We start from the raw sequence: 23,920 nt of genomic DNA, 5'->3' as shown, positions 1-23,920 counted from the left end.
TATCGATGACGGTCCCAAGCGACCGCCCGATTTACTGGACTGCGACTGCTGACGTGTCTCCACCCGCGCCCTGCCCGCTCGCGGGCGCCGCCGCGTCAGGTGGGCACAAGCTTGAGCCGCTGCACCTTGCCGGAAGGTCCGCGCGGCAGTTCATCGACGAAACGAAACTCCTTCGGCGTCTTGTAGCGTCCGAGTTCGCGCACGCAGTGCTCGCGCAGATCCGCCGGGTCGGGCGCGCTGCGTCCGTCGCTCGTGCGCGGCACCACGAACGCGACGATCTCCTGGCCGTATGCCGGATCGGGCACGCCGACCGCGGCGGCATCGAGCACACCGGGATGACGCAACAACGCTTCGTCGATTTCGCGCGGCGCAATGTTCTCGCCGCCCTTGATGATCAGTTCCTTCGCGCGGCCGTTGATGTAGAAGTAGCCGTCCTCATCGCGATAACCGAGGTCGCCGGTGCGCAGCCAGCCGTCCGGCGTAAAGGCCGCGGCTGTCTCTTCGGGCCGCTTGTAATAGCCGCCCATCACCTGCTCGCCGCGCAACACCAGTTCGCCGCATTCGTTGGCGGCGCACTCACGCCCTTCACGGTCGATCACGCGGGCCTCGCCGCCCGAAGGCAGACCGATGCTGCCGACGCGCCGCCGGTCCGTTTCATACGGATTGCTGAAAACCGGCGCGGCGGTTTCCGTCATGCCCATGGTTTCGATCACGCCGATCCCGAAACGCGCCTCGAACGCGCGATGATGATCGGCGGGCAATGCGGCCGATGCGCTGCGGCAAAACTTCAGCGCCGACAGATCGTAGGTGCAGGCTTCGTCGGCATTGAGCAGATAGGCGACGATCGTCGGCACCACGTTGATCCACGTGCAGGCGTGAAGCGCGACGTCGCGCCAGAACGTGCGGGCCGAGAAGCGCGATGTCATGACCGCCGAGCCGCTGTGGAATAACGGCGCAAGCAGTGTCACGACAAGGCCGTTGATGTGATAGAGCGGCAACGACGCGAGCACGCGATCGTCCGACGTCAGCCGGTGCTCGGCACTGATGTTGCGTGCGTTCGCCATTAGATTGCGATGCGTCAGGAGAACGCCTTTGGGCGTGCCTGTCGTGCCCGAGGTGTACATCAGCAACGCGACGTCGTCCGCTGCGGGCTCGTGCGCCGTTGCGGCGTCTGCCGTCTGCAGCGGCGCGCCGCCGCGCTTCGCGAGCGCTGGCGCCGCGGCAACGCTCGCGCCATGTGCCGTGGCTTCGACTAAAGCAGGTTCACGCTTGGCGAGCGAAGGCGGTTCGGCATCGGCCGGTTCGGTCTGGATCAACGCGATCTCGCGCGTCAGGCCGGCGGCGCGCAGATCGGCGACGGCCGTGCCGATCACAGCCTGGGTGTCACGCGCGGCGAAGATCATCCGCGTATCGGAATGGTCGACGATATAGCGCACCTGCGACGGCTGACATAAAAGATTGAGCGGATTGGCGACCAGCCCGCTGTACATGGCGGCGAGCAACAGACGGGCCGTCTGAATCCCGTTGCCCATGAACACGGAAATGACATCGCCCGGCCGCAGGCCGGCATCTTTGAAGCGTGTCTCCAGCACGCGGCAGTCGTCGCGCAACTCGCGAAACGTCAACACGGTCGCGCGCCGATCAGGGACCGTTGCTTCATCGTCGTCGAGTGCGGCCAGCAGGAAGGGCTTGTCCGGATGCTGCGCGGCGCGCTCGTCGATCAGCGCGCGAAGGGTGGCGGGCGTGTTCATCGGCCGTACCTCGCGAAGAAATCGCCGAGCAGTTCGTCCGTTTCCGGCACGCGCTCTTCGATCGGATAGGCGACCCGCGTGGTGTTCAGATAGTGGCGGAAGCCCAGATTGCCCGAGAAGTTGTTGCGGCCCCACGTGCCACAGCCCATCGACAGCGAAAACGGCAGGCCGTTATCGAAGTTGCCACCGGTGGCGAGGCAATGTGCCTGATTCACGATCACGCGCGCGACGGGCAACGTGACGCCAAGCTGGATCGCTTGCGCGGCATCGCTCGAATGCAGCCCGACCGAATGGCCCGCGCCCATGTATGCGTAGATGCCGCGTACTACCTCGGCTGCGGCATCGAAATCGGCGGAGCGATACACGGCGAGGACCGGCGCGAGTTTCTCGCCGGAAAACGGATAGTCGCTGCCCGCGCCGCTCTCTTCCACCATCAGGAAAGCGGGATGACGCGCGGCGATCTCATCCAGACCCGCCACGCGCGCGATCACCTCGGCGGACTTCGCGGTGCACTGTTCGGACAGTTTGCCGTTGACCCACATCACCGCTTGCAAGCGGGCCTTCTGATCGGCGTCGAGCAGTACGCCGCCGCAAGCGGCCAGTTCGGTCAGCATCGGCTGATAGACGGCGTCTTCGATCACGACGCTGTTTTCGGACGAGCAGCTCGTCGCGTTGTCGAAGGTTTTCGAGCGCAGGATCTTGCGCGCCGCATCATGCAGATCGGCGGATGCGGTGACAATCGAAGCGACATTACCCGCGCCCACGCCGAATGCGGGGGTGCCGCTCGCATACGCCATACGCACGTTCGCCTGCGAGCCGGTGGCCACGACCAGATCGCACTGCCGCATCAGCGCGGCGGTCGCCGCCTTGCTGATCGGCGCGGGCAGCATCTGCACGAGGTCCGGGTCGATACCGGCCTTGGCGAATTGCGCGTGAATGAATTCGATCAACAGCGCGCAAGACGAGTAACCTTTGGGGGACGGCGCGACGATTACTGCATTGCCGCATTTGAGCGCGTTGATGATCTTGTTGGCGGGCGTCGCCGCCGGATTCGTCGACGGCGTGATCGCCGCCACCACGCCGACCGCGCGAGCGATCTCGACGATGCCGCTCGCCCTGTCTTCCGCGATCACGCCGGTGGTCTTCTGTCCGTGCAGGTCGCGTAGCAGGCCGAGCGTTTTGCGATAGTTCTTGCGGAACTTGTCGTCGGCGTTGCCGAGACCCGTATCGTGCACGGCGCGTTCCGCCAGTTGCCGGTTGCGCTCCGGCTGCATGATGGCCCACGCGGCGGCGTCGGCGGCGGTGTCGAGCGCTGGTTGTCCTGCATTTTCGAAAGCGCGCTGCGCCGCGCGCGCCCTCGCGACGAGCGATGCAACGACGCGTTCGGTTTCGCCGTCCGCATGGTGGCCCGCGATTTCGGCTCCTGTGGCCCTGACGTTCATAGGGATTCGCTCCGTGTGAATAGATCGATTGCAGTGCTATCAATCTAGCCAGCCGCGCCGTAAGCGAAGTCCCGTTTTTCGAGCTATCCATTGCGGTGCGTTCGCCAGCATCGGAAAACGCAAATTTCGGTACTTTCCATAGTCCCGAAAAGCAATGAAGTCGATGCAAAATCAACGCTGTGAATACGCTGGCGAGGGAGTGGGATGTCGACGTCAAACCAGTCGAATGCAGCTGCAGTGCGCGCGTTTCGCGTTCTCGAAACGCTTGCCGAAGCGGGCGGCCCGCTTTCGATGACAGAACTCGTCAATGCGCTCGGACTGCCCAAGCAGACCGTCCACCGGATCCTCGTGCAATTGATGGACGCGTGGCTCGTCACGCGTGGCGCGGGCGATCGTCTTTACGAATGTTCGCCACGTGTGCGCATGCTCGCGGTCAATGTGCTGATGCATGCGGGACCGGCCGCCGCGCGCCACGTGCTGCTCGAACAACTGGTGGCGAAAATCGGCGAGACCTGCAATCTGACCATGCTGTCAGGCAACGATATCGTCTACGTGGATCGTGTCGAAACCGAATGGCCGCTGCGCATGCATTTGCAGCCGGGTTCGCATGTGCCGCTGCATTGCTCGGCGAGCGGCAAGCTGCTACTGAGCTTTCTGCCGAAGGACCGACGCGAGCGTGTGATCGAGACGCTGCCGCTGCGCGGCTATTCGGAACGGACCATCACCGATCGCGACGCGTTGCGCAAGGAACTAAGCACCACGCGGCGGCGGCTTCTCGCGATCAACAACCAGGAACATCTGCAAGGGCTGATCGCGATTGCGGTGCCTGTCATGCTGGATCGCAATCGCGCCTGCGCGGCGATTGCCGTGCAGGCGCCGGTGGGCAGAGTCACGCTCGACGATTTGCTCGCGTTTGTGCCCGACTTGCGCCACGCGGCGGAAGAGACTGCGAAGACGTTTCGGGAATGACGCGACGCGAGGCCGCGCCAACGTAGCTGCGGCGAGTAACCCGCTTTAACGAGTGGCGCACCGCACCACGCAGCGCGCCGCGCTTCTGCGATCCAAAGCGAAGTGCAGAATCACGACCGCGCATGCACAACCGCATCGAACGTCCCCGCCCGCTTCTTTTCGATCGCACGCACCGATAGCGCCGATATCAAAGCCGAGAACAGCACGTACGCGCACACCGTCCACGGTTTGCCGCCGTTCAGCCGCATCAGGATCGTCGCAATGATCGGCGTGAGCCCGCTCGCGAAGATACCCGAGAACTGATACACGAACGAGATACCCGTATAGCGCACTTCGGCGTCGAACAGTTCGGCAAACAATGCAGCTTCGGGACCGTACACCATTGCGTAGAAAATGCCGAATGGCACCACGATGGCCGCCCAGATCAACAGCGCGTTGGCCGGCTGCATTTCAAAGAGCCAGAAAGCCGGAAACACCGACACGCCGCAAATCAGCGAGCCCCAGAAATAAACCCGCGCGCGGCCGAGCTTGTCGGACATGCTGCCGAACAGCGGGATGAAAAAGCACATCACGCCGGCCGCGATCATCACGCCTAGCAAGGCGTCGGTGCGGCTCATCGAGACATGTTGCGTGAGGTAGCCGATCGAAAACACGGCGAAGATGTTGAAGAACACGCCATCGATATAACGCGCGCCCATGCCGAGCATCACGGCGCCGCGGTAGCGCGTGATCATGTCGACGAACGGAATCTTCGCTTCGCGCCGATTGCGTTTGAGCGTGAGGAATTCGGGCGTCTCCATCACCTTGGCGCGAATGTAGAGGCCGATCAGAACCAGGCCGAGCGATGCGCCGAACGCGATCCGCCAGCCCCACGACAGAAAAGCCGTTTCGGGCAGCAAGCGCGACAGGCTCGCAACCATCCCGGATGCAAGGCATAGGCCAATGGAAAGACCAATCTGCGGCAGGCTCGCATACAAGCCGCGCTTTTCAGGCGGGGCATATTCATACGCCATCAACACCGCGCCGCCCCATTCACCGCCGAGCCCGATCCCCTGCAACACGCGCAGCGACAGCAGCAGGATCGGCGCCCAGATGCCGATCTGCGCATAGGTCGGAACGAACGCGACGCCTGCCGTCGAAATCCCCATGATGATGAGCGTCAGGATTAGCGCCGACTTGCGGCCGATACGATCGCCGAAGTGGCCGAATATCACGCCGCCCAGAGGCCGCGTCACGAAGCCCACCGCAAAGGTCGAATAAGCGAGCAGCGTCGACACGAGCGGATCGCTGGCGGGGAAATAGAGCTTGTTGAAGACGATACCGGCGACCACGCCGTAAAGAAAAAAGTCATACCATTCGACGGTTGCGCCGATCACACTGGCGAACGCAACGCGCCGGATAGCGCGGGGATCGATTGCCATAGCAGCAGCTCCTCAATGGACGGCCATGCCGCGCGTATCGACACGCGTGCCCGGCCGATAACCCCAGTTGTCTCCTCCGGGGCGGTTTATGTGCAGCCTCCGAGGCGTCCATTCGCTGGCCGTCCCGCGACTGCGTATTGCGGCGGATATTGCTCGCCGTTGTTTTGCATCAACTACGCTACGCGGCCACTTTCGCCGCGGGCGTCGTCGCCACGCCTCGATCGACACCGCTCGCGTCGTGCAGAATCATGTCCGACGCTTTTTCAGCCACCATCACGATTGGCACGTTGGTATTGCCCGACACGAGCGTCGGCATGATCGAGCAGTCGACCACGCGCAGCCCCTGCGTGCCGTACACGCGCAGACGCTCGTCGACCACCGCGAGCGGATCGCCTGCCGCTCCCATCTTTGCTGTACCCGATGGATGGAAAATTGTCTGTCCGTACTCCCGGCAGAAATCGAGCAGTTCGTCGTCGGTCTGCGCGTCCGCGCCTGGCCGCACCTCACGCTTCATCAGGCCGGCCATAGGTTGCGCAGCCGCGACGCGGCGCGCGAAACGTACGCCGGCGAGGGTCGTGCGCCGGTCCAGATCCGTGTCCAGATAGTTGGGCTGAATGGACGGCGCCTCACGCGGATCGGCGCTGCGAATGCGCACCACGCCGCGCGATTCGGGGCGCAACTGGCAGATCGAGTAAGTGCAGCCAGGAAAGTCGTGCACGTTGCCGCCTGCGGAGTCCGCCGACAGCGTCGAGAAATGGAACTGGATATCCGGTGTCGCCGATTCTTCAGGCAACGCCCGGCAGAACATGCCGCCCTGGTTGATGCCGACCGCGAGCGGACCGCTGCGCATCAGCGCCCATTGCAGGCCCATCTTCGCGCGCCCGGTCCAGGAACGCAGTTGATCGTTGGTCGTGATCGGCTTCGTCACTTCATAGATCAGACGGATTTGCAGATGGTCCTGCAAATTCTCGCCGACGCCCGCGCGATTGGCCACCACGGGAATGCCGAACTCGCGCAGCAACGCGGCCGGTCCCACGCCGGACAGTTGCAGCAGTTGCGGAGACTGCAGCGCCCCGGCGGTCAGGATCACTTCGCGATTGGCGCGCACTTCCCGCAACTCGCCGTGCTGCCGATACTGCACGCCGCAGGCGCGAGTGCCTTCGAACAGAATCTTCGAGGCCATCGCGTCGGTTTCCACATGCAGGTTCTGGCGGTGCCGCGCGGGCTTCAGATAAGCAACGGCCGTCGAGCAGCGGAACCCGCGGCGAGTGGTCAACTGATAGTAGCCGACGCCCTCCTGATCGCCCGTGTTGAAGTCGTCGATGCTTGCCACGCCTAGCGAATTCGAGGCGGCGATAAACGCGTCGACCAGTTCATGCCGCTGCTTGATGGTCGAGGCCCACAGCGGTCCCTCGACACCGCGCGTCGGCCCTTCGCCCAGTTCGTTGTGTTCCAGCCTTTTGAAATACGGCAGGCAGTCTTGCCAGCTCCAGCCGCGATTGCCGAGCCGCGCCCAGTGGTCGTAATCGTCCTTCTGTCCGCGCACATAGATCAGACCGTTGATCGAACTGCTGCCGCCCAGCGTGCGGCCGCGCGGCCAATAGAGCCGGCGATTGTGCATGTTCGGATCGGGATCGGTATAGAAGCCCCAGTTGTAGACCGGGTGAAACATGGTCTTGCCATAACCGATGGGGATATGAATCCACATGAAGCGATCGGCGGGGCCGGCTTCGAGTAGACACACCGAGTAGCGGCCGCCTTCGGAAAGCCGGTTCGCCAGCACGCAACCCGCGGATCCCGCGCCGACGACGACAAAGTCGAATCGGTCTGCCATGTGACCTGTCTCCTGCATGTTTTATAAAAAACGGTATGTTTCGTTGAAATTTATGTTCAGCCCGTTTCCTGTTCAAGAAATTCCCGCTACTATCGGCTGATCTGAAACAGAAACAGCGTTTTTTGTTTCACTTTTAGAAATGACCGGCCGGCCCGCGCAACGTACGCGGACGCTGGACAGCCACTGATCGACAGCAAGGAAGCGTATGCAAGCACTCTGCTCGTCCCCACGCGGTGAACCTCTCGCCGAGGACTCACGGGCGCTGCGCGCCTTGGCCGTGCTCGAACAGCTCGCGGCCGCCGGACAGCCGTTTTCGCTTTCGCAACTCTCGCTGCGCCTGCACATTCCCAAAGCGACGCTGATGCGGCTGATCGAATCGCTCGAAGCGCAGGGCTATGTGACGCATCTGCCCGATTCGCGCGGCACGGACCGCGGCATCACGCTGGGCCCAAAAGCGGCGCAGCTCGCGCTCACTACGCTGTCGAATAACACGTTCGGGCGAGCCTGCCGCTCGCTGCTGCGCTCGCTGGTGGATACGCTCGGCGAAACCTGCAATCTCACCGCGCTGGATCGCGACACCGTCCTGTATCTGGAGCGCGTGGAGACCACCGAACCGCTGCGCCTGCATTTGCAGCCCGGCACGCGCGTGCCGCTGCACTGCACCGCAAGCGGCAAGCTGTTCCTGTCGCAGATGCCGCCGGCCGAGCGCCGCCCCGTGCTCGCGCGGCTGACGCTGGAGCGCAGGACGCAAGGCACGCTGACGGAACTGAGTCTGCTCGAAGCGGAACTCGACCGGCTCGCCGTGCGCGGCATCGGCATCGACAACGAGGAGCTGGTGCGCGGCATGGTGGCGGTCGCGGTGCCGGTGCGCGATGCCGCTGACGGGCACGTGCTGGCCGCGCTGGCGATTCACGCGCCGACCGCGCGCGCGAGTCTGAACGACCTGCTGAAGGCCGTGCCGAAACTCAAGGACGCGGCGCTGAAGCTGGTTCCGCTGTTATCCGCCGGCCCTTCGACGGAGCATCCGTACCATGAGCGCTGAGGCCTTTCCCATGAGCGATCCGTTAGACACGGCAGAGTCCCCAGCCCGCAGCGCCAAGGCCGGGCGGCCTGAAGCCGAGTTGTACAATGACGCCGATCCATTTTCCGGAACGGCAGGCATGACCAAAGCGGATACTCCGACGCTGCGCGCGTTTGCGTTGCTCGAACACCTCGTCAACGCGGACGGCCCGGTGTCGCTTGCCGATATCGCGCAGGACGTCGCGCTGCCCAAGGCGTCGCTGCATCGCATGCTGGCTTCGCTGGAGGCGGGCGGGCTCGTGATCCGCGAACCCGGCCAGAAGAACGCGTATGTGATCGGGCCGCGGCTCGCGCAACTCGCGTTAGGCGTCGTGATGCATTCCGGCGCACGACGCCTGCGTCATGCGATCCTCGCGCGTCTGGTGGCCGATCTCGGCGAGACCTGCAATCTCACCATGCTGCATGAAACCGAGGTGCTGTACCTCGATCGCATGGAAGCGCCGTGGCCGTTGCGCCTCGATCTCAAACCCGGTTCGCACGTCCCCGCGTATTGCAGCGCAAGCGGCAAACTGCTGCTGTCCATGCTGCCGCGTGAACAGCGCTCGGCGCTCGTGCGCGCGCTGAAACTCGAACGCTTCACGCAGAACACGATCACCGATCCGGAGCTGCTCGAGGCGGAACTCGACCGGACCGCGCACAAGCGCATTGCGATCGATAACGAGGAGTTTCTGGCCGGCATCGTGTGCGTGGCGGCGCCCGTGGTCGATGAGAACGGCACCTGTATCGCGGCGATCGCCGTGCATGCGCCGGTTTCGCGCGCGCCGCTCTCGCGCGCGCTCGAATTCGTGCCGCGTCTTCAGGAAGCCGCCAGGGAACTCGCGGCAACCTTCTGACGCAAGCTCACTTTTTGCTCGTGTTTGGCGACAGGCGCGTTCACAGCGCGGGCTTCTGCTTGCGCACAAGTTCGGCCAACAGGCGTACGCCGGCGTCGATCTTGTCGAGCTTGATCGCCGAGAATCCCATGCGGAAGCAGTTCTTCTGCTCCAGTCCATCCATGAAGAACACGCCGCCCAGTTCGATCAGAATGCCGTGCTGTTCGGCGTCGTCGGCAAGACGCACGGCGTCGAGCCAGGGCGGGCCTTCGACCCAGCATGACGCCCCGCCTGTAATCGGGATGTGACGCGCTTCGGGCATGTGCGTATCGAGCGCCGCCATCAGCGCCAGCGCACGTTCGCGGTAGGCGTGGGCCAGCCGGCGCAATAACGCATCGTGATGGCCGAGCGCGAGAAACGTCGCGAACGCACGCTGAATGTACGCCGCCGGGTGCCGCACCATGAGCCGACGCAGCGCGCGCAATTCGTGGACCAGTTCGCGCGGACCGACGATATACCCGAGCCGCAAGCCGGGCGCGAACGTCTTCGAGAGACTGCCGATGTAGATCACGCGGTCGGCCTTGTCCAGACTCTTGAGCGCCGGATGCGGCAGGCCCGAGAAGTTGTTTTCGCTTTCGTAGTCGTCTTCGATCAGCACGAAGTCGTGCTTCTGCGCGAGTTCGAGCAACGCATGCCGGCGTTCGATCGGCATCGTAGCCGTGGTCGGGCATTGATGGCTCGGCGTCACGTAGACGTAGTCGCACTGGGCGAACAAATGCGCGTCCTCGACGGGGCGCACGCCGCCTTCATCGACCGGCAGCGGCACCAGTTGCGCATTGCGGTTCTCGAAGATATTGCGCGCGTCCGGATAGCCGGGGTTCTCGAAACCCACCGTGGTGCGCTGGCGCGCGAGCAGATCGGCGACCAGATATAACGCCTGCTGGCAGCCGATCGTGATGACGATCTCATCCGGCATCGCGAACACGCCGCGCCGCGGCAGCACGCGCGTGCGGATCTGCTGGATCAACGTGTCGTCGTCGCGGCCGATCAGATCGGGCGCCCAGTTGCGAATCTCCATCACCGACAGCGCCTTCATACAGCATTCGCGCCAGTCGTTGGTCGGAAACAGCGACTGGTCGAATTGCCCATAGATAAAGGGATATTCGTAGTCCTGCCAGTTGCCCGGCTTGACGATATTGCGCTGCGCGGACGGTGGCCGTTGCACACGCTGGGCCCAATCGGGCCGCGCGGGCGCCTGCTCCTGCTCGCTGCCGGGCACCGTCTGCGCCGGCGCCTTGAAGCCGTGGCGTCCCTCCAGCATCGCCGGATTGACGAAGTGCCCGCTGCGCTCGCGCGAAATCAGATAGCCCTCCTCCACGAGTTGCTGGTACGCCAGCACCACCGTATTTCTCGCGACGCTCAATTGATCGGCCAATTCCCGGCTGGACGGCAACGCGGTCTGCGGCGGCAGTTGGCCGTCCAGAATCGCGGCCACCAGCATCTGGCGGATCTGCCCCTGCAGGCTCATGTTCGAGTCGCTCGGACGCTGAAAACGCTGCGTCCAAAGGGCCGTCGCTGTACGGCTAGACATGCTTCCTCCTGAAAGTGAAAGAGCCGCGCCAGTCGCGACGATGCTGCGCGTGACAGCCCCTGCCGCCGTGGCGGAGACGGGCGCGGGCCGGCCAGATCGGTTCGGCGCGCCGATGTGGACTCAACGATCGGCACCGTCTGGCACTAACTTGCTCTATTTTTTACTGACGATACTCGACTCACCCCGTCCAAGGCGATTGGGACAAGCACCCGTCGTGGCCACACGACTTCCATGCTCCATAGACAGGCGCTGTTCAGACCCGCTGTTCAAACCTATTGTGAGACCTATTATGAAACGCCATAAAAACTCGACATTACGGCCCTGGTTCCAATGGACGGCGCGCTGCGTCCTGTCGCTGGTTTTCGCCGCCACGGCGAGCCTCGTGGCGACGCCCGGCCACGCCGAAGACAAGGAAATCACGATCGCCTATCAGCAGATCGTCGATCCGTGGGTGGTCGGCATCGCGAACGGGTCGATCGAAAAGGCCACCGGCTACAAGATCAACTGGCGACAGTTCGAGTCCGGCGCGAAAGTCGCGACCGCGCTCGCCTCCGGCGACGTCAAGGTGGGCGTGATCGGTTCAAGCCCGCTCGCCGCCGCCGTGAGCCAGGGTCTCGATCTGCAACTCTTCTGGATTCTCGACAACATCAACCAGGCCGAAGCGATGGTGGTGCGCAACGGCTCCGGCATCACGAAGCCGGCGGATCTGAAGGGCAAGACCATCGGCGTGCCGTTCGTGTCGACGACCCACTATCACACCATGTTCGCGCTGCAGCACTGGGGCATCAATCCGTCTGACCTGAAGATTCTCAACATGCAGCCCAATCAGATCGTCGCGGCCTGGTCGCGCGGCGACATCGACGCCGCCTACGTGTGGGATCCCGCGCTCGCCGAGCTGAAGAAGAGCGGCAAGGTGCTGATCACCTCCGGCGACCTCTCGAAGCTCGGCAAGCCGACCTTCGACGGCATTGCGGTCGATCGCAAATGGGGCGAGGATCACAAGGACTTCATGGCGAAACTCGTCAAGGCCATCGCCGACGCCGACCAGCAATACCGCGGCAATCCGTCGCAATGGAATGCGACGTCGCCGCAAGCCGCGGCCATCGCGAAGATGATCGGCGGTTCGCCGGCGGACGTACCGGCGTCGCTGTCGCTCTACGCATTCCCCACGCTTGCCGAGCAGGCCTCCGCGCAATGGCTGGGCGGCGGTACGACGAGCCGCGCCGCGCTCGCGCTGAAGGACACCTCGGAGTTCCTGAAGAGCCAGAAGCAGATCGGCGCCGTCTTGCCCGACTACTCGAAATTCGTGACGCCGGCTTATGCCGAAGCCGCCGCGAAACTCAAATGACGTAACCGTGATCCTTTTGGATCGGGAGGCAACATGGAAAACATGACTGTCAGGAACGTGAGCGTGGTGTTTCCGGGGCAACGCCCCGGCCAGACCGTGCAGGCGCTCGACGATATCAACCTGACCATCCGCTCGGGTGACTTCGTGGTCGCGCTGGGTGCGTCCGGCTGCGGCAAGACCACGCTGTTATCGCTGATGGCCGGTTTCATCGCGCCGAGCCGCGGCGAGTTGCTGCTCGGTGGCGAACCCATTGCGGGGCCGGGCGCGGACCGTGGCGTGGTGTTTCAGAAGCATGCGCTCCTGCCGTGGCTCAACGTAATCGACAACGCGGAATTCGGCCTCAAGCTGCAAGGCGTGCCGCGCGCGCAGCGGCGCGAAATCGCCGTGCGCAATCTCGCGCTGGTCGGCTTGCAGGATTTCCACAAGCACATGATCTATCAGCTCTCCGGCGGCATGCAGCAGCGCGTCGGCATTGCCCGCGCGCTCACCTGCGATCCGGCGATGCTGCTGATGGACGAGCCGATGGCCGCGCTCGACGCGCTCACCCGGGAAACCATTCAGGAGCTGCTGCTCGACGTCTGGAAGAAGACCAACAAGATGTTCTTCTTCATCACCCACAGCGTGGAGGAAGCGCTGTTCCTCGCGAGCCGGTTGATCGTGATGTCACCGCGTCCTGGCCGTATCACGCATACCTACGAACTGGACTTCAACCGCCGTTTTCTCGAAACGCGCGACGCACGAGCGATCAAATCGAGTCCCGATTTCATCGCGATGCGCGAGCAAGTTCTCAACATCATCTACGGCGACGAGAAGTTGCACGGCGCCGAGGCCGGAGTCGCTCATGTTTAGTTCTAAATCCGCTCATGCCGTGTTGCACGGCGAGGCCGCGCCCATGGAGACGAACACGCCGGTCCGCCCGCCCCGCCGACCCGGGCGCGGACCTCGTATGCTCGCGAAGAAACCCGCCCGGCCCGGCGACACGTTCGGCGTGCCGGGGCAAGGCAGCAGTGTCGCCACCAGCCTGATCACCGTCGCCGCGTTCATCGCACTCTGGTTCGCGGCGACCAATCTGCACTGGATCAAGCCGCTGTTCCTGCCATCGCCACAGGCCGTCTACGCGAAGTTCATCTATGTCGCGACGGAAGGCTTTGCCAATTCGACGCTCGCCCAGCACACCGGCATCAGCTTGCTGCGGGTGTTCGGCGCTTTCGCGCTCGCCTGTCTCACGGCGATACCCGTCGGCGTGATGATGGGCGTGTCGCGCTTCGCGCGCGGCGCATTCGATCCGCCGATCGAGTTCTACCGGCCGTTGCCGCCGCTCGCCTATTTGCCGCTCATCATCATCTGGTTCGGCATCGGCGAATTCTCGAAGGTGCTGCTGATCTACCTGGCGATCTTCGCGCCGCTCGCCATTGCGGCGCGTGCGGGCGTGCGGTCGGTGTCGATCGAACAGATTCACGCCGCCTATTCGATGGGTGCCTCGCGCACGCAAGTGGTGCTGTACGTGATCCTGAAGTCGGCGATGCCGGAGATCTTTACCGGCATGCGAATCGGCATCGGCGTGGGCTGGACCACGCTGGTGGCCGCCGAAATGGTTGCCTCGACCAGCGGCCTCGGCTTCATGGTGCTCAACGCAGCGGAATTCCTCGCGAGCGACGTGGTGATCATGGGGATCATCGTGATTGGCTTCTTTGCGCTCTGCTTCGATTTGCTGATGCGTTATATCGAGCGCGTGCTGGTGCCGTGGAAAGGCAAGGTCTGACACGCGTCGCCGTACTTCGCTGACAAGGGCCCTTCTTCGGGCCCTTTCTTTTTTGCGCCACGTAGTGACACGGCGCTGGACTCAGCGACTCCCCCAAGCTGGCTCTACCCCGTTGGCGGGCCCAACGGCAATATCAACCTCATCGGTAAGACATTTACCTTCCACGATCGTCAATCCAGTCAGGGGGCCGCGTGAACGCCATCGTTGAACCGAAGCTGTCTTTTGAGGGGCGGCACGAGGCCATGCGCATCGGCGGTGAAAGGGTCACGCGCGCCGAAGTCATCGAGGTATTCAACCCTTATACGTGCGAGCGGGTCGGCACCGTTCCGAAAGCCACGGTCGACGACGTGCGCCACGCGTTCGAGTATGCGCACGCCTATCGCGCCCGGCTCACACGCTATGAGCGCGCGCAGATTTTGCGGCGCGCGGCGGATATCGTGCGCGAACGGACCGGTGAAATCGCCGACCTGATTACAGCGGAATCGGGGCTCTGCAAAAAGGACTCGCTCTACGAAGCCGGCCGCGTCAGCGACGTATTGATCTTCGGCGCCAATGAAGCGCTGAAGGACGACGGCCAGATCTTCTCCTGCGATCTGACGCCGCACGGCAAACAGCGCCGCGTTTACACGCAGCGCGAGCCGCTGCTCGGCGTGATCTGCGCGATCACGCCGTTCAATCATCCGATGAACCAGGTGGCGCACAAGATCGTGCCGTCCATAGCCACCAATAACCGTATCGTCGTCAAGCCGTCGGAAAAGGTGCCGCTGTCCACGTGTCTCCTCGCGGAGATTCTTTACAGCGCCGGCCTGCCTCAACAAATGCTCCAGGTGGTGACGGGCGACCCGAAAGACATCGCCGACGAACTCATCACGAATCGGCACGTCGACCTGATTACGTTCACGGGCGGGGTCGCCATCGGCAAAACCATCGCGAACAAGATGGGTTACCGGCGAGCGGTTCTGGAACTGGGCGGCAACGATCCGATCATCGTGATGGAAGACGCGGACCTCGACGAAGCGAGCACGCTGGCCGTTTCGGGCTCGTACAAAAACTCGGGGCAGCGCTGCACCGCCATCAAGCGGATGCTCGTGCATGAAGCGGTGGCGGACCGCTTCGTCGAATTGCTGGTGGAGAAGACCCGCGCGATACGCTACGGCGACCCGGACGACCCCGCCACCGACATGGGCACCGTGATCGACGAGGACGCCGCGAAGTTCTTCGAAGCGCAAGTCAACGATGCCGTGAGCCGCGGCGCGAAGCTGCTGGTCGGCAACGTGCGCCGCGGCGCGCTCTATTCGCCTACCGTGGTCGATCACGTCACGCCGGACATGCCGCTCGTCCGCTATGAGACCTTCGGGCCGGTTTCGCCGGTCATCCGTTTCCGCGATATCGACGACGCGATCCGTATTTCCAATTCCACCGATTACGGCCTGTCCTCTTCCGTCTGCACGAACCGGCTCGACTACATCACGCGCTTTATCGCGGAGCTGGAGGTGGGCAGCGTGAACGTGCGCGAGGTGCCGGGCTACCGGCTCGAACTGACGCCGTTCGGCGGCATCAAGGATTCGGGGCTCGGCTACAAGGAAGGCGTTCAGGAAGCGATCAAGAGCTTTACCAACGTGAAGACGTACTCGTTGCCGTGGCAGTGAACGTCTGCCTCACAACGAAACAAATTTTTGATACAAAACGTTCCGTTTATTTGAATTTTGGTTGACTGACGGAAATCGCTGGCCTACATTTCAGACACCAAGCATTTTTCGGTATTTTTTGTTCCACTTATCTCAAAGAGCTGGAGACACCCCATGAGCGAGCAGAATCCTTCCCCGCGTGACGCTACCGCCGACAACCGTGCCAGCGGCCCGCAGGCCATGACGCCGTCGGAAGCGTTTGTCGAAACCCTGGCGGCCAACGGCGTGACCGATATGTTCGGCATCATGGGCTCCGCCTTCATGGACGCCATGGACATCTTCGCGCCCGCCGGCATCCGCCTGATTCCGGTGGTGCACGAGCAAGGCGCCGGCCACATGGCCGACGGCTACTCGCGCGTCTCGGGACGTCACGGCGTGGTGATCGGCCAGAACGGCCCGGGCATCAGCAACTGCGTCACCGCCATTGCGGCGGCTTACTGGGCGCACAGCCCGGTCGTGATCGTCACGCCGGAGGCCGGCACCATGGGCATCGGTCTGGGCGGCTTCCAGGAAGCCAAACAACTGCCCATGTTTCAGGAGTTCACCAAGTATCAAGGCCACGTCACTCACCCGGCGCGCATGGCGGAGTTCACGGGCCGCTGCTTCGACCGCGCGATGGCGGAAATGGGACCGACGCAGCTCAACATCCCGCGCGATTACTTCTACGGTCAGGTCAAGGTGGAAATCCCTCAGCCGCAGCGTCTCGATCGCGGCGCGGGCGGTGAGCAAAGCCTGAACGAAGCGGCCGAACTGCTCGCGCAAGCCAAATTCCCGGTGATCATTTCCGGCGGCGGCGTGGTGATGGCCGATGCGATCGAAGAGTGCAAGGCGCTCGCCGAGCGCCTGAACGCGCCGGTGGTCAACAGCTACCTGCACAACGATTCCTTCCCCGCCAATCATCCGCTGTGGTGCGGCCCGCTCGGCTATCAGGGCTCGAAGGCGGCGATGAAGCTGCTGTCGCGCGCCGACGTCGTGATCGCGCTCGGCTCGCGCCTCGGACCGTTCGGCACGCTGCCGCAGCACGGCATGGACTACTGGCCGGCCAATGCCAAGATCATCCAGATCGATGCCGACCACAAGATGCTCGGCCTGGTGAAAAAGATCTCGGTGGGCATCTGCGGCGACGCGAAAGCCGCAGCCGTCGCGCTGACCGAGCGCCTTGCCGGACGCAAGATCGCCTGCGACGCCACGCGCGAAGAGCGCGGCAGTCAGATCGCATCGGAGAAAGCGGCCTGGGAGAAAGAACTCGACGATTGGACGCACGAACGCGACGCCTACAGCCTCGACATGATCGAGGAACAGAAGCAGGAACGCACGCCCGGCGGCGGCACCTATCTGCATCCGCGCCAGGTGCTGCGCGAACTGGAAAAGGCCATGCCGGAAGACGTAATGGTTTCGACCGACATCGGCAACATCAACTCAGTGGCAAACAGCTATCTGCGCTTCAACAAGCCGCGCAGCTTCTTCGCGGCGATGAGCTGGGGCAATTGCGGCTACGCGTTCCCGACCATCATCGGCGCCAAGGTCGCCGCGCCGCACCGCCCGGCCGTTTCGTATGCGGGCGACGGCGCATGGGGCATGAGCCTGATGGAAACCATGACCTGCGTGCGCCACAACATTCCGGTGACGGCGGTGGTGTTCCACAACCGTCAGTGGGGCGCCGAGAAGAAGAACCAGGTGGACTTCTACAACCGCCGCTTCGTGGCGGGCGAACTCGACAACCAGAGCTTCGCGGCCATTGCCCGCGCGATGGGCGCCGAGGGCATCGTGGTGGACCGTCTCGAAGATGTGGGCCCGGCGCTCAAGCGCGCGATCGACGCGCAGATGAACCACGGCAAGACCACCATCATCGAGATCATGTGTACGCGTGAATTGGGCGATCCGTTCCGCCGCGACGCGCTCTCCAAGCCGGTGCGCATGCTCGACAAGTACAAGGATTACGTCTGAGCGTTTTGGGCGCGCGGCGGGCTCCATGCCAAGGCGAATGGAGCACGCCGCGCTGACTGGCCGGAAACAGGGCGCGCCCGCGTGGACGCTCTGTTTCCGGCTTCTTCGTTACACCTCTCGCTGCCTCTTCGGCCATTCCTATGAAAGCCATCAACCGCATCATTGAACAAGCGCGTCGTTCGCCGATGCGCATCGTGCTGAGCGAGGCCGAGGATCCGCGCGTGTTGCAGGCGGCGCAACGCGCGACCCGCGAAGGCATTGCGCGCATTCTGCTGGCGGGCAACGCCACGCGCATCCGCGACGCCGCCACCCGCTTCGACATCGATCTGTCCGGGATGGAACTGGTGGACCCCGCCGCTTCTGCGCTCGCACCGTTATATGCCGACGAACTGTTCGCATTGCGCAGCAAGAAAGGCATGACGCTCGAACAAGCGCAGAGCGAAATCCTCAACCCGCTGTGCTTCGCGAACCTGATGGTGCGTCTCGGCCACGCAGACGGTTCCGTGTCCGGCGCCGTCAACACCACCGCCGACGTGGTGCGCAACGCGATCCAGATCATCGGCATCGCGCCTTCATTCAAGCTCGTGTCGAGCTTCTTTCTGATGATGCTGTGCGAGCCGTTCCACACGCTCAAGGGCGGCCTGATCTTTTCCGACTGCGCGCTCGTGGTGGAACCCGATGCCGCCCAACTCGCCGAGATCGCGATGGCCGCGGCGGACAGCGCAAAAAGCCTGCTGATGGACGAGCCGCGCGTGGCGATGCTGTCGTTTTCGACGAGCGGCAGCGCTCATCATGCGGCCGTCGACAAGGTAGTCAACGCAACCCACATCGTGCAGGAACGCCGCCCGCATCTCGCGATCGACGGCGACGTGCAGCTCGACGCGGCCATCGTCTCCGAAATCGCGCTGCGCAAGGTCAAGCATTCGCAGGTGGAGGGCCACGCCAACGTGCTGGTGTTTCCGAGTCTCGAGGCGGGCAACATCGGCTACAAGCTGGCCGAGCGGATCGGCGGCGCGAAGGCGATCGGCCCCTTGCTGCAAGGCCTGCGCAAACCGGCCAACGACCTCTCGCGCGGCTGCAGCGCGGACGACATCTACTACGTCACCGCCGTCACCGCGGTTCAGGCGCAAGCCGCGCTCACGCATCCCGACGCCCTCCTCACACCGTCTCATTCATGATCGTTCAGAAGTTACTGCCTCTCCTCGCGCTGATGGGCGTCGCGAGCTATTTTCAAACCATCACCGGCTTTGGCCTGAGCATGATCGTCATCGGCGCCGCCAGCGGTTTTGAACTGGCGCCGGTGACGAGTCTCGCTGCCTTGCTCAGTCTCGTGACGCTCGCCAATAGCGCGACCGCCTTGCCCGGCAAATTCCATCACATCGACTGGCGCGCGGTGGGCGCCGCCACGCTGGGCATTCTGCCGTCCGTGGTGGCGGGCGTGCTGGTGCTGGATCTGTTGAGCAATGCGGCTTCCAGCGTGTTGCAGCTGCTGCTGGGCGGCGTGGTGCTGTATGGGGGCTTGAGCGCGGCGCTGCGGCCGGCGCCGCTCGCTTGCCGCTCGGGCGATCGGAGTTTCTTCGTCAGCGGCATCTTTGGCGGCCTGCTGAGCGGCATGTTCGGCGTATCCGGACCGCCCTTGATTTTTCAGTTCTATCGCCAGCCGCTCTCGCTCATGCAGATCCGCTATGCGCTGATTCTGATCTTTACGGTGACTTCGATCACTCGCACGCTGTTCAGCGCGTACCAGGGCCAACTCGACGCCGATATCTGGATGCAGGCCGCATTCGCGGTCCCGGTCGTCGCGTTGATGACGCTGGTGGCGCGGCAGTATCCACCGCCGCTGTCGGGTGTGATGACGCGCCGCATCGCGTACGCGATTCTGGTGGTGATCGGCGGCTCGTTGATCCTGCATGCGTTGCAGCAGTTGATCCACTAAGGCGCCTGACAACGTCACAATCCACCTACCGCCGTGCGCCGATCCATCCGACGAGTTCGGCGAACAGCGACATGTCGGGCGGTGCGGATAGATCGACAGCAAGACAACGGCGGTAATACGGGCTGAGATCGAGTCCGACGCCAAGGCCCAGCAACTCGACGTCGCGCGCGGCTTCGTTGCGTGCGACTACTTGCTTCAGGTGATTGTCGAGGTAATAGGTATCGTTGACCTGAGCGGTGGCGCTATCCATCGGACTGCCGTCCGAGATCACGACGAGAATCCGCCGCGCCTCGGCACGCGCGCGCAGCCGCGTGCACGCCCAGTCGACCGCCTCGCCGTCCACGCCTTCGCGGAACAGATCGGCCTTGAACAACGCGGCGATGTCGGCGCGAGCGCGCCGCCAGCTCGTCGCCGCATCCTTGAAGACGAGGTGGGCAACCTCATTGAGCCGCCCCGGATGATGCGGCCGGCCGCCGGCCAGCCAGTCGAGCCGCGCGCGGCCGCCATTCCAGGCGCCGGTCGAGAAACCCAGCACCTCGCTGGCGACACCGGCCTGGTCGAGCGCGCGAGTGAGCACGTCCACCAGCAGCGCCACCGGCTCGATATAGGTTCGCATGGACCCCGAACAATCGATGAGAAAACTCACCACGCAATCGGCGTGCGGCTTGTGCCGTTCAAGCAGAAACAACCGCCGCTCGGCCGGCGAACTGACCAGTTGAGAGAGACGCCGGCCGTCGATGCGGCCGTGCTCTTCGCCGAACGACCAGCCGTCGCGTTGCGGCACGGCGAGCGCGGCCTTGAGCGCATACGCGAGTCGCGGCACGTTGATACGCTGCGCGGAGATCCGCTTGTCGAGCTGGTCGCGGTATTCCGCCAGCAACTCACTGCGTATGCGTGAGCCCGGCGCGAACTCGCGGTCGTAGCGCGTGGTGTACGCCAGGTAGCGATGTTCGGCGTCTCTGAGAACGCGGCTGTCGCCCGTGGCCGCGAGGCCCATGTCGACCTGCTCGCCGTCGTCGGTGTCGAACCAAAGCGCGAACATGGCGCGCACGGCTTCGTCGTCTTCCGGCGCTTGCTGGTCTTCTTCTTCGAGCGACTGCCCGCGGGCGTCATGCATCATCTGGCTGACGAGACGGGCCAATTCGAGCGCATGAATCGCGAACTCGCCCTGCTCCGTTCGGTGCCGCCGCATTGCCGCGAGCGGCACGCCCAAGCTCGGCGTGATCGCGGCGCGCGTGGCCTCGATCAGGCCTTCGGTTTCTTCCAGCACGGGCCAGCCCGACAGACGCGACCAGACGATCTGAGCCACGGTGTAAAGCAGAATGCCCAAGTGGCCGTCGATCAGGCCAGTGCGATAGAAAGCGCGCGACCATGTCTCGAAGCGATGGCGCAGATTCTGCGCGAGCCCCGGCATGCCGGAAGGCGCAAGCGCTTCGCAACGCAGTTGTTCGAACAGTTCGAACAGCAGCCGCTCGACCGGCTCAGCGGGACACAGACTCGCGTGGAGCTGCGTATCGGAATGCGTCAGACGTAATGCTGCGCCGTCCGCGGCGCCGCGCAGGGAACGCAGATCATCTAGTTGCGAGTCCGTGCGCAAATGCGGCGCATGCAGATGCACCGGACGCAGTCCACGGAATAAACGGCCGGCGCGGTAATGCAGCTCAGCATCCCCGGTCAATGCGCGCACCGTCGCCGCGCACAGGTTCTGACGCTGTTCGGCGCGGCGTGTCGCTTGCCGCTCGGCAGGCGTCATTGCGGCACCGTCGAGCGCGCCTCGCGCTCCGCCGCAGTCTCCAGTTCCCTATCGAAGCAACGCTGGAAATACTCGGCCACGATGGGCCGTTCCGCTTCGTCGCACTTATTGACGAAGGTCAGGCGAAACGCCATCGCCGGATCGCGGAAGATCTGGCAGTTTTCCGCCCAGTCGATCACCGTGCGCGGCGACATCAGCGTGGACAGATCGCCGGTCGCGAAGCCTTTGCGGGTCAGTTCCGCGACGCTGATCATCGACTCGATCAGCGCGCGGCCGGCCTCGTCGGCGAGTTCCGGCACACGCGCCAGCACGATGCTGGCTTCCTCGGCGCGCGGCAGATAGTTGAGCGTGGCGACCACGTTCCAACGGTCCATCTGCGCGTGATTCAACAACTGCGTGCCGTGATAAAGACCGTTCAGATTGCCCAGGCCAACCGTATTGGTCGTGGCGAACAGCCGGAAGTACGGATGCGGATGAATCACACGGTTCTGATCGAGCAACGTGAATTTTCCGTCGCGCTCGAGAATGCGCTGGATCACGAACATCACGTCGGGACGGCCGGCGTCGTATTCGTCGAAGATCAACGCCATGGGCCGTTGCAGCGCCCACGGCACGATGCCTTCCTGAAATTCGGTGACCTGCACGTCGTCGCGCACGATGATGGCGTCTTTGCCCACCAGGTCGAGACGGCTGATATGCCCGTCCAGGTTCACGCGTACGCAGGGCCAGTTCAGGCGCGCCGCGACCTGTTCGATATGCGTGGATTTGCCCGTACCGTGCAAGCCCTGCACCATCACGCGGCGCTCGCGCATGAAGCCGGCGAGAATCGCCAGCGTCACTTCAGGATTGAAGCGGTACACCTCGTCGATTTCCGGCACGTGGTCGTCGCGTTCACTGAAGGCCGGCACCATCAAGCCTGAGTCGATGCCAAACAACGTGCGCACCGAGACCATCCGGTCCGGCTTGCCTGTCACGATATCGGTCACTACGGTCTCCTCCGCACTTCGTCACGACGGCGGCCGGCGCCCAGCAAGCAGGCGGCGCGGCCCCGCCGGTCCATCATACGCACTTTCTTTTTTCGATACAAATCATCTCGTTTTTTAAAACTACCGCGCAACTCCGATATCAGTGATGGTGGTGCCGGTATTCCAGCGTGTCCGGTTCGCTGAATCCAGCGTCGGTTTTGCGGACGCGCAGCAGATAAGCGAGAAGCAGCACGCCGAGGCTCGCGACCCCGAACCACAACGGCTGACGCTGCTCGGGAATGAACGCCATCGCCACCAGAATGCCGACCATGCCGATGATCGCAACCCACGTGAGGTACGGGTAGCACCACATCCTGACGCGCAGCTTCTCCGGCGCATCCCGCTCGATGCGAGCGCGCAGTTTCAATTGCGATATCGCGATCAGGACGTAGACAAAAATCGCCACCGTGCCATACGAATTCACGAGGAAGGCGAACACCGTATCCGGCGACACATACGACATCACCACCGATGCGTAGCCGAATACCGTGCCGATCAGAATCGCGCGAACCGGCACGCCGCGGCGGTTGACCTTGGCAAGCGCGGCGGGCGCGTCGCCGTGGCGCGTCAGCGCGAAGATCATCCGCGACGCGGCGTAGAGCCCCGAATTGAGCGCCGACAGTACCGCCGTGAGCACGATGGCGTTCATGACGCTGGCGGCCGCCGGAATACCCATGGCATCGAGCGCGCTCACGTACGGCGTCGCCATCTTCGGAGAGTTCCAGGGCACCAGCGCGACGACGAGCAGGATCGAGCCGACATAGAAAACCAGCACGCGCGTGATCACCGAGTTCGTCGCTTTGGCGACGGCCTTGGCGGGCTCTTGCGCTTCGGCCGCCGCGATCGTGACGATCTCCGCGCCGAAGTAAAAGCCCGTGGCGGCGACCGCACCGCTCAGTACCGGTCCGATGCCCTTCGGCATCAAGCCGCCGTGCGAAAGCAGCGTCGGCAGCACGGCGGTGACGTGCTTCGCCGCGGGCCACAGTCCCAGCACATACATGCCGCCGAGAAACAGAAACACCATGATCGCCGCGACCTTGATCGACGCGAACCAGAACTCGAACTCGCCATAACTGCCGACCGAGACCAGGTTGGTCGCCGTGAGCGTCACCAGCAACACGAGACTGATCGCCCACGCCGGGACATCCGGTAACCAGAATTGCACGAGCTTCGCCCCCGCCACGGCCTCCACCGCGACGACGATGACCCAGAAATACCAGTACATCCAGCCGGTGAGAAAGCCCGCGAGGTTGCCGGAGGCGCGCTTGCCGCCGAACGCGAGCCGCGCGTATTCATAGAACGAGCCGACGGCCGGCATCGCGCAGGCCATTTCGCCGAGCATCCGCATGACCAGCACGACCAGCGCGCCGGTGATCAGAAACGACAGCACCGCCGCGGGGCCGGCCTGTTGCACGACCACGCCGCTGCCGACAAAGAGCCCCGCGCCGATCACGCCGCCGAGCGCGATCATCGTCATGTGGCGCTGCTTGAGGCCCGCTTTCAATTCCGTTGTGTCTGTAGATCGCTGCATGTCACCTCCACGTTCCGTTATCCGATCGCG

General features: G+C 63.7%; 18 protein-coding genes. 10 read left to right on the top strand and 8 right to left on the bottom strand.

All coding sequences use genetic code 11. The features are described from left to right. Positions 1-95 precede the first annotated feature (95 nt). Together PQR42_RS04280 and sauS are read right to left on the bottom strand one after the other, a co-directional pair. Positions 96-1,751 (bottom strand): AMP-binding protein, encoded by a 1,656-nt coding sequence (locus PQR42_RS04280; RefSeq protein ID WP_408382663.1) that lies wholly within the window; start codon positions 1,749-1,751, stop codon positions 96-98. Further along, positions 1,748-3,193 carry an acylating sulfoacetaldehyde dehydrogenase gene (gene sauS, locus PQR42_RS04275; protein ID WP_408382661.1) on the bottom strand — a complete coding sequence of 482 codons (1,446 nt, stop codon included), beginning with the start codon at positions 3,191-3,193 and terminating at the stop codon, positions 1,748-1,750. Before sauS ends, PQR42_RS04280 begins: the two co-directional genes overlap by 4 nt. 204 nt (positions 3,194-3,397) lie before the next feature. On the opposite strand from sauS, the gene PQR42_RS04270 reads away from it, so the two are divergent. Next, a complete protein-coding gene (locus tag PQR42_RS04270; RefSeq protein WP_408222415.1) occupies positions 3,398-4,162 on the top strand; it encodes an IclR family transcriptional regulator in 765 nt (254 codons plus the stop codon). Positions 4,163-4,272: 110 nt separating this feature from the next. On the opposite strand, the gene PQR42_RS04265 is transcribed toward PQR42_RS04270, so the two are convergent. Further along, positions 4,273-5,583 carry an MFS transporter gene (locus tag PQR42_RS04265; protein WP_408382659.1) on the bottom strand — a complete coding sequence of 437 codons (1,311 nt, stop codon included), beginning with the start codon at positions 5,581-5,583 and terminating at the stop codon, positions 4,273-4,275. A gap of 178 nt (positions 5,584-5,761) precedes the next feature. After that, positions 5,762-7,417, bottom strand: coding sequence for a GMC family oxidoreductase (locus PQR42_RS04260; protein ID WP_408382657.1), 1,656 nt, complete (start codon positions 7,415-7,417; stop codon positions 5,762-5,764). 205 nt (positions 7,418-7,622) lie between these two features. On the opposite strand from PQR42_RS04260, the gene PQR42_RS04255 reads away from it, so the two are divergent. Beyond that, positions 7,623-8,459, top strand: a complete 837-nt coding sequence (locus PQR42_RS04255) for an IclR family transcriptional regulator (protein ID WP_408204992.1) — start codon at positions 7,623-7,625, stop codon at positions 8,457-8,459. A gap of 118 nt (positions 8,460-8,577) precedes the next feature. Then, positions 8,578-9,330, top strand: a complete 753-nt coding sequence (locus PQR42_RS04250; protein ID WP_408204991.1) for an IclR family transcriptional regulator — start codon at positions 8,578-8,580, stop codon at positions 9,328-9,330. Between the two features lie 40 nt (positions 9,331-9,370). Here the strand turns inward: PQR42_RS04250 and pdxR are convergent, their stop codons facing one another. Next, positions 9,371-10,900, bottom strand: coding sequence for a MocR-like pyridoxine biosynthesis transcription factor PdxR (pdxR, locus tag PQR42_RS04245; protein ID WP_408382654.1), 1,530 nt, complete (start codon positions 10,898-10,900; stop codon positions 9,371-9,373). Positions 10,901-11,189: 289 nt separating this feature from the next. On the opposite strand from pdxR, the gene tauA reads away from it, so the two are divergent. From tauA to PQR42_RS04210, 7 genes are all read left to right on the top strand, one after another. Further along, a complete protein-coding gene (tauA, locus tag PQR42_RS04240) occupies positions 11,190-12,248 on the top strand; it encodes a taurine ABC transporter substrate-binding protein (protein WP_408382652.1) in 1,059 nt (352 codons plus the stop codon). A gap of 33 nt (positions 12,249-12,281) precedes the next feature. Then, positions 12,282-13,097, top strand: coding sequence for a taurine ABC transporter ATP-binding protein (locus tag PQR42_RS04235; RefSeq protein ID WP_408204988.1), 816 nt, complete (start codon positions 12,282-12,284; stop codon positions 13,095-13,097). Next, a complete protein-coding gene (locus PQR42_RS04230; protein WP_459252313.1) occupies positions 13,090-14,010 on the top strand; it encodes an ABC transporter permease subunit in 921 nt (306 codons plus the stop codon). Before PQR42_RS04235 ends, PQR42_RS04230 begins: the two co-directional genes overlap by 8 nt. Positions 14,011-14,201: 191 nt before the next feature. Next, positions 14,202-15,659 (top strand): phosphonoacetaldehyde dehydrogenase, encoded by a 1,458-nt coding sequence (phnY, locus tag PQR42_RS04225; protein WP_408382650.1) that lies wholly within the window; start codon positions 14,202-14,204, stop codon positions 15,657-15,659. A gap of 153 nt (positions 15,660-15,812) precedes the next feature. Then, on the top strand, positions 15,813-17,645 hold the full coding sequence (gene xsc, locus PQR42_RS04220; RefSeq protein WP_408382648.1) for a sulfoacetaldehyde acetyltransferase: 1,833 nt from the start codon (positions 15,813-15,815) through the stop codon (positions 17,643-17,645). Between the two features lie 140 nt (positions 17,646-17,785). Then, entirely contained in the window at positions 17,786-18,823 is a 1,038-nt protein-coding gene (gene pta / locus PQR42_RS04215) for a phosphate acetyltransferase (protein WP_408382646.1), read from the top strand. After that, on the top strand, positions 18,820-19,581 hold the full coding sequence (locus PQR42_RS04210; protein WP_408204984.1) for a TSUP family transporter: 762 nt from the start codon (positions 18,820-18,822) through the stop codon (positions 19,579-19,581). The genes pta and PQR42_RS04210 overlap by 4 nt, the downstream gene beginning before the upstream one ends. 25 nt (positions 19,582-19,606) lie before the next feature. On the opposite strand, the gene PQR42_RS04205 is transcribed toward PQR42_RS04210, so the two are convergent. The 3 genes from PQR42_RS04205 to PQR42_RS04195 all read right to left on the bottom strand — a co-directional run bounded on the left by PQR42_RS04205 (position 19,607) and on the right by PQR42_RS04195 (position 23,890). Next, positions 19,607-21,334 (bottom strand): cobaltochelatase CobT-related protein, encoded by a 1,728-nt coding sequence (locus PQR42_RS04205; protein ID WP_408204983.1) that lies wholly within the window; start codon positions 21,332-21,334, stop codon positions 19,607-19,609. Further along, complete coding sequence (locus tag PQR42_RS04200) at positions 21,331-22,320, bottom strand: AAA family ATPase (RefSeq protein ID WP_408204982.1); 990 nt, start codon at positions 22,318-22,320, stop codon at positions 21,331-21,333. The genes PQR42_RS04205 and PQR42_RS04200 overlap by 4 nt, the downstream gene beginning before the upstream one ends. Positions 22,321-22,459: 139 nt before the next feature. Next, a complete protein-coding gene (locus tag PQR42_RS04195; protein WP_408204981.1) occupies positions 22,460-23,890 on the bottom strand; it encodes an amino acid permease in 1,431 nt (476 codons plus the stop codon). Positions 23,891-23,920 lie beyond the last annotated feature (30 nt).

The organism is Paraburkholderia sediminicola (assembly GCF_046027355.1).
Classification (GTDB): domain Bacteria; phylum Pseudomonadota; class Gammaproteobacteria; order Burkholderiales; family Burkholderiaceae; genus Paraburkholderia; species Paraburkholderia sediminicola_B.
This window is presented reverse-complemented; position numbering and strand designations above follow the sequence as displayed.

Coding starts and splice junctions, on each gene's coding strand:
- PQR42_RS04230 (WP_459252313.1), top strand. CDS start 13,090: ATGTTTAGTTCTAAATCCGCTCATGCCGTGTTGCACGGCGAGGCCGCG.
- PQR42_RS04205 (WP_408204983.1), bottom strand. CDS start 21,334: ATGACGCCTGCCGAGCGGCAAGCGACACGCCGCGCCGAACAGCGTCAG.
- PQR42_RS04270 (WP_408222415.1), top strand. CDS start 3,398: ATGTCGACGTCAAACCAGTCGAATGCAGCTGCAGTGCGCGCGTTTCGC.
- PQR42_RS04195 (WP_408204981.1), bottom strand. CDS start 23,890: ATGCAGCGATCTACAGACACAACGGAATTGAAAGCGGGCCTCAAGCAG.
- PQR42_RS04210 (WP_408204984.1), top strand. CDS start 18,820: ATGATCGTTCAGAAGTTACTGCCTCTCCTCGCGCTGATGGGCGTCGCG.
- xsc (WP_408382648.1), top strand. CDS start 15,813: ATGAGCGAGCAGAATCCTTCCCCGCGTGACGCTACCGCCGACAACCGT.
- PQR42_RS04265 (WP_408382659.1), bottom strand. CDS start 5,583: ATGGCAATCGATCCCCGCGCTATCCGGCGCGTTGCGTTCGCCAGTGTG.
- PQR42_RS04250 (WP_408204991.1), top strand. CDS start 8,578: ATGACCAAAGCGGATACTCCGACGCTGCGCGCGTTTGCGTTGCTCGAA.
- tauA (WP_408382652.1), top strand. CDS start 11,190: ATGAAACGCCATAAAAACTCGACATTACGGCCCTGGTTCCAATGGACG.
- PQR42_RS04255 (WP_408204992.1), top strand. CDS start 7,623: ATGCAAGCACTCTGCTCGTCCCCACGCGGTGAACCTCTCGCCGAGGAC.
- sauS (WP_408382661.1), bottom strand. CDS start 3,193: ATGAACGTCAGGGCCACAGGAGCCGAAATCGCGGGCCACCATGCGGAC.
- pdxR (WP_408382654.1), bottom strand. CDS start 10,900: ATGTCTAGCCGTACAGCGACGGCCCTTTGGACGCAGCGTTTTCAGCGT.
- PQR42_RS04280 (WP_408382663.1), bottom strand. CDS start 1,751: ATGAACACGCCCGCCACCCTTCGCGCGCTGATCGACGAGCGCGCCGCG.
- pta (WP_408382646.1), top strand. CDS start 17,786: ATGAAAGCCATCAACCGCATCATTGAACAAGCGCGTCGTTCGCCGATG.
- PQR42_RS04260 (WP_408382657.1), bottom strand. CDS start 7,417: ATGGCAGACCGATTCGACTTTGTCGTCGTCGGCGCGGGATCCGCGGGT.
- PQR42_RS04235 (WP_408204988.1), top strand. CDS start 12,282: ATGGAAAACATGACTGTCAGGAACGTGAGCGTGGTGTTTCCGGGGCAA.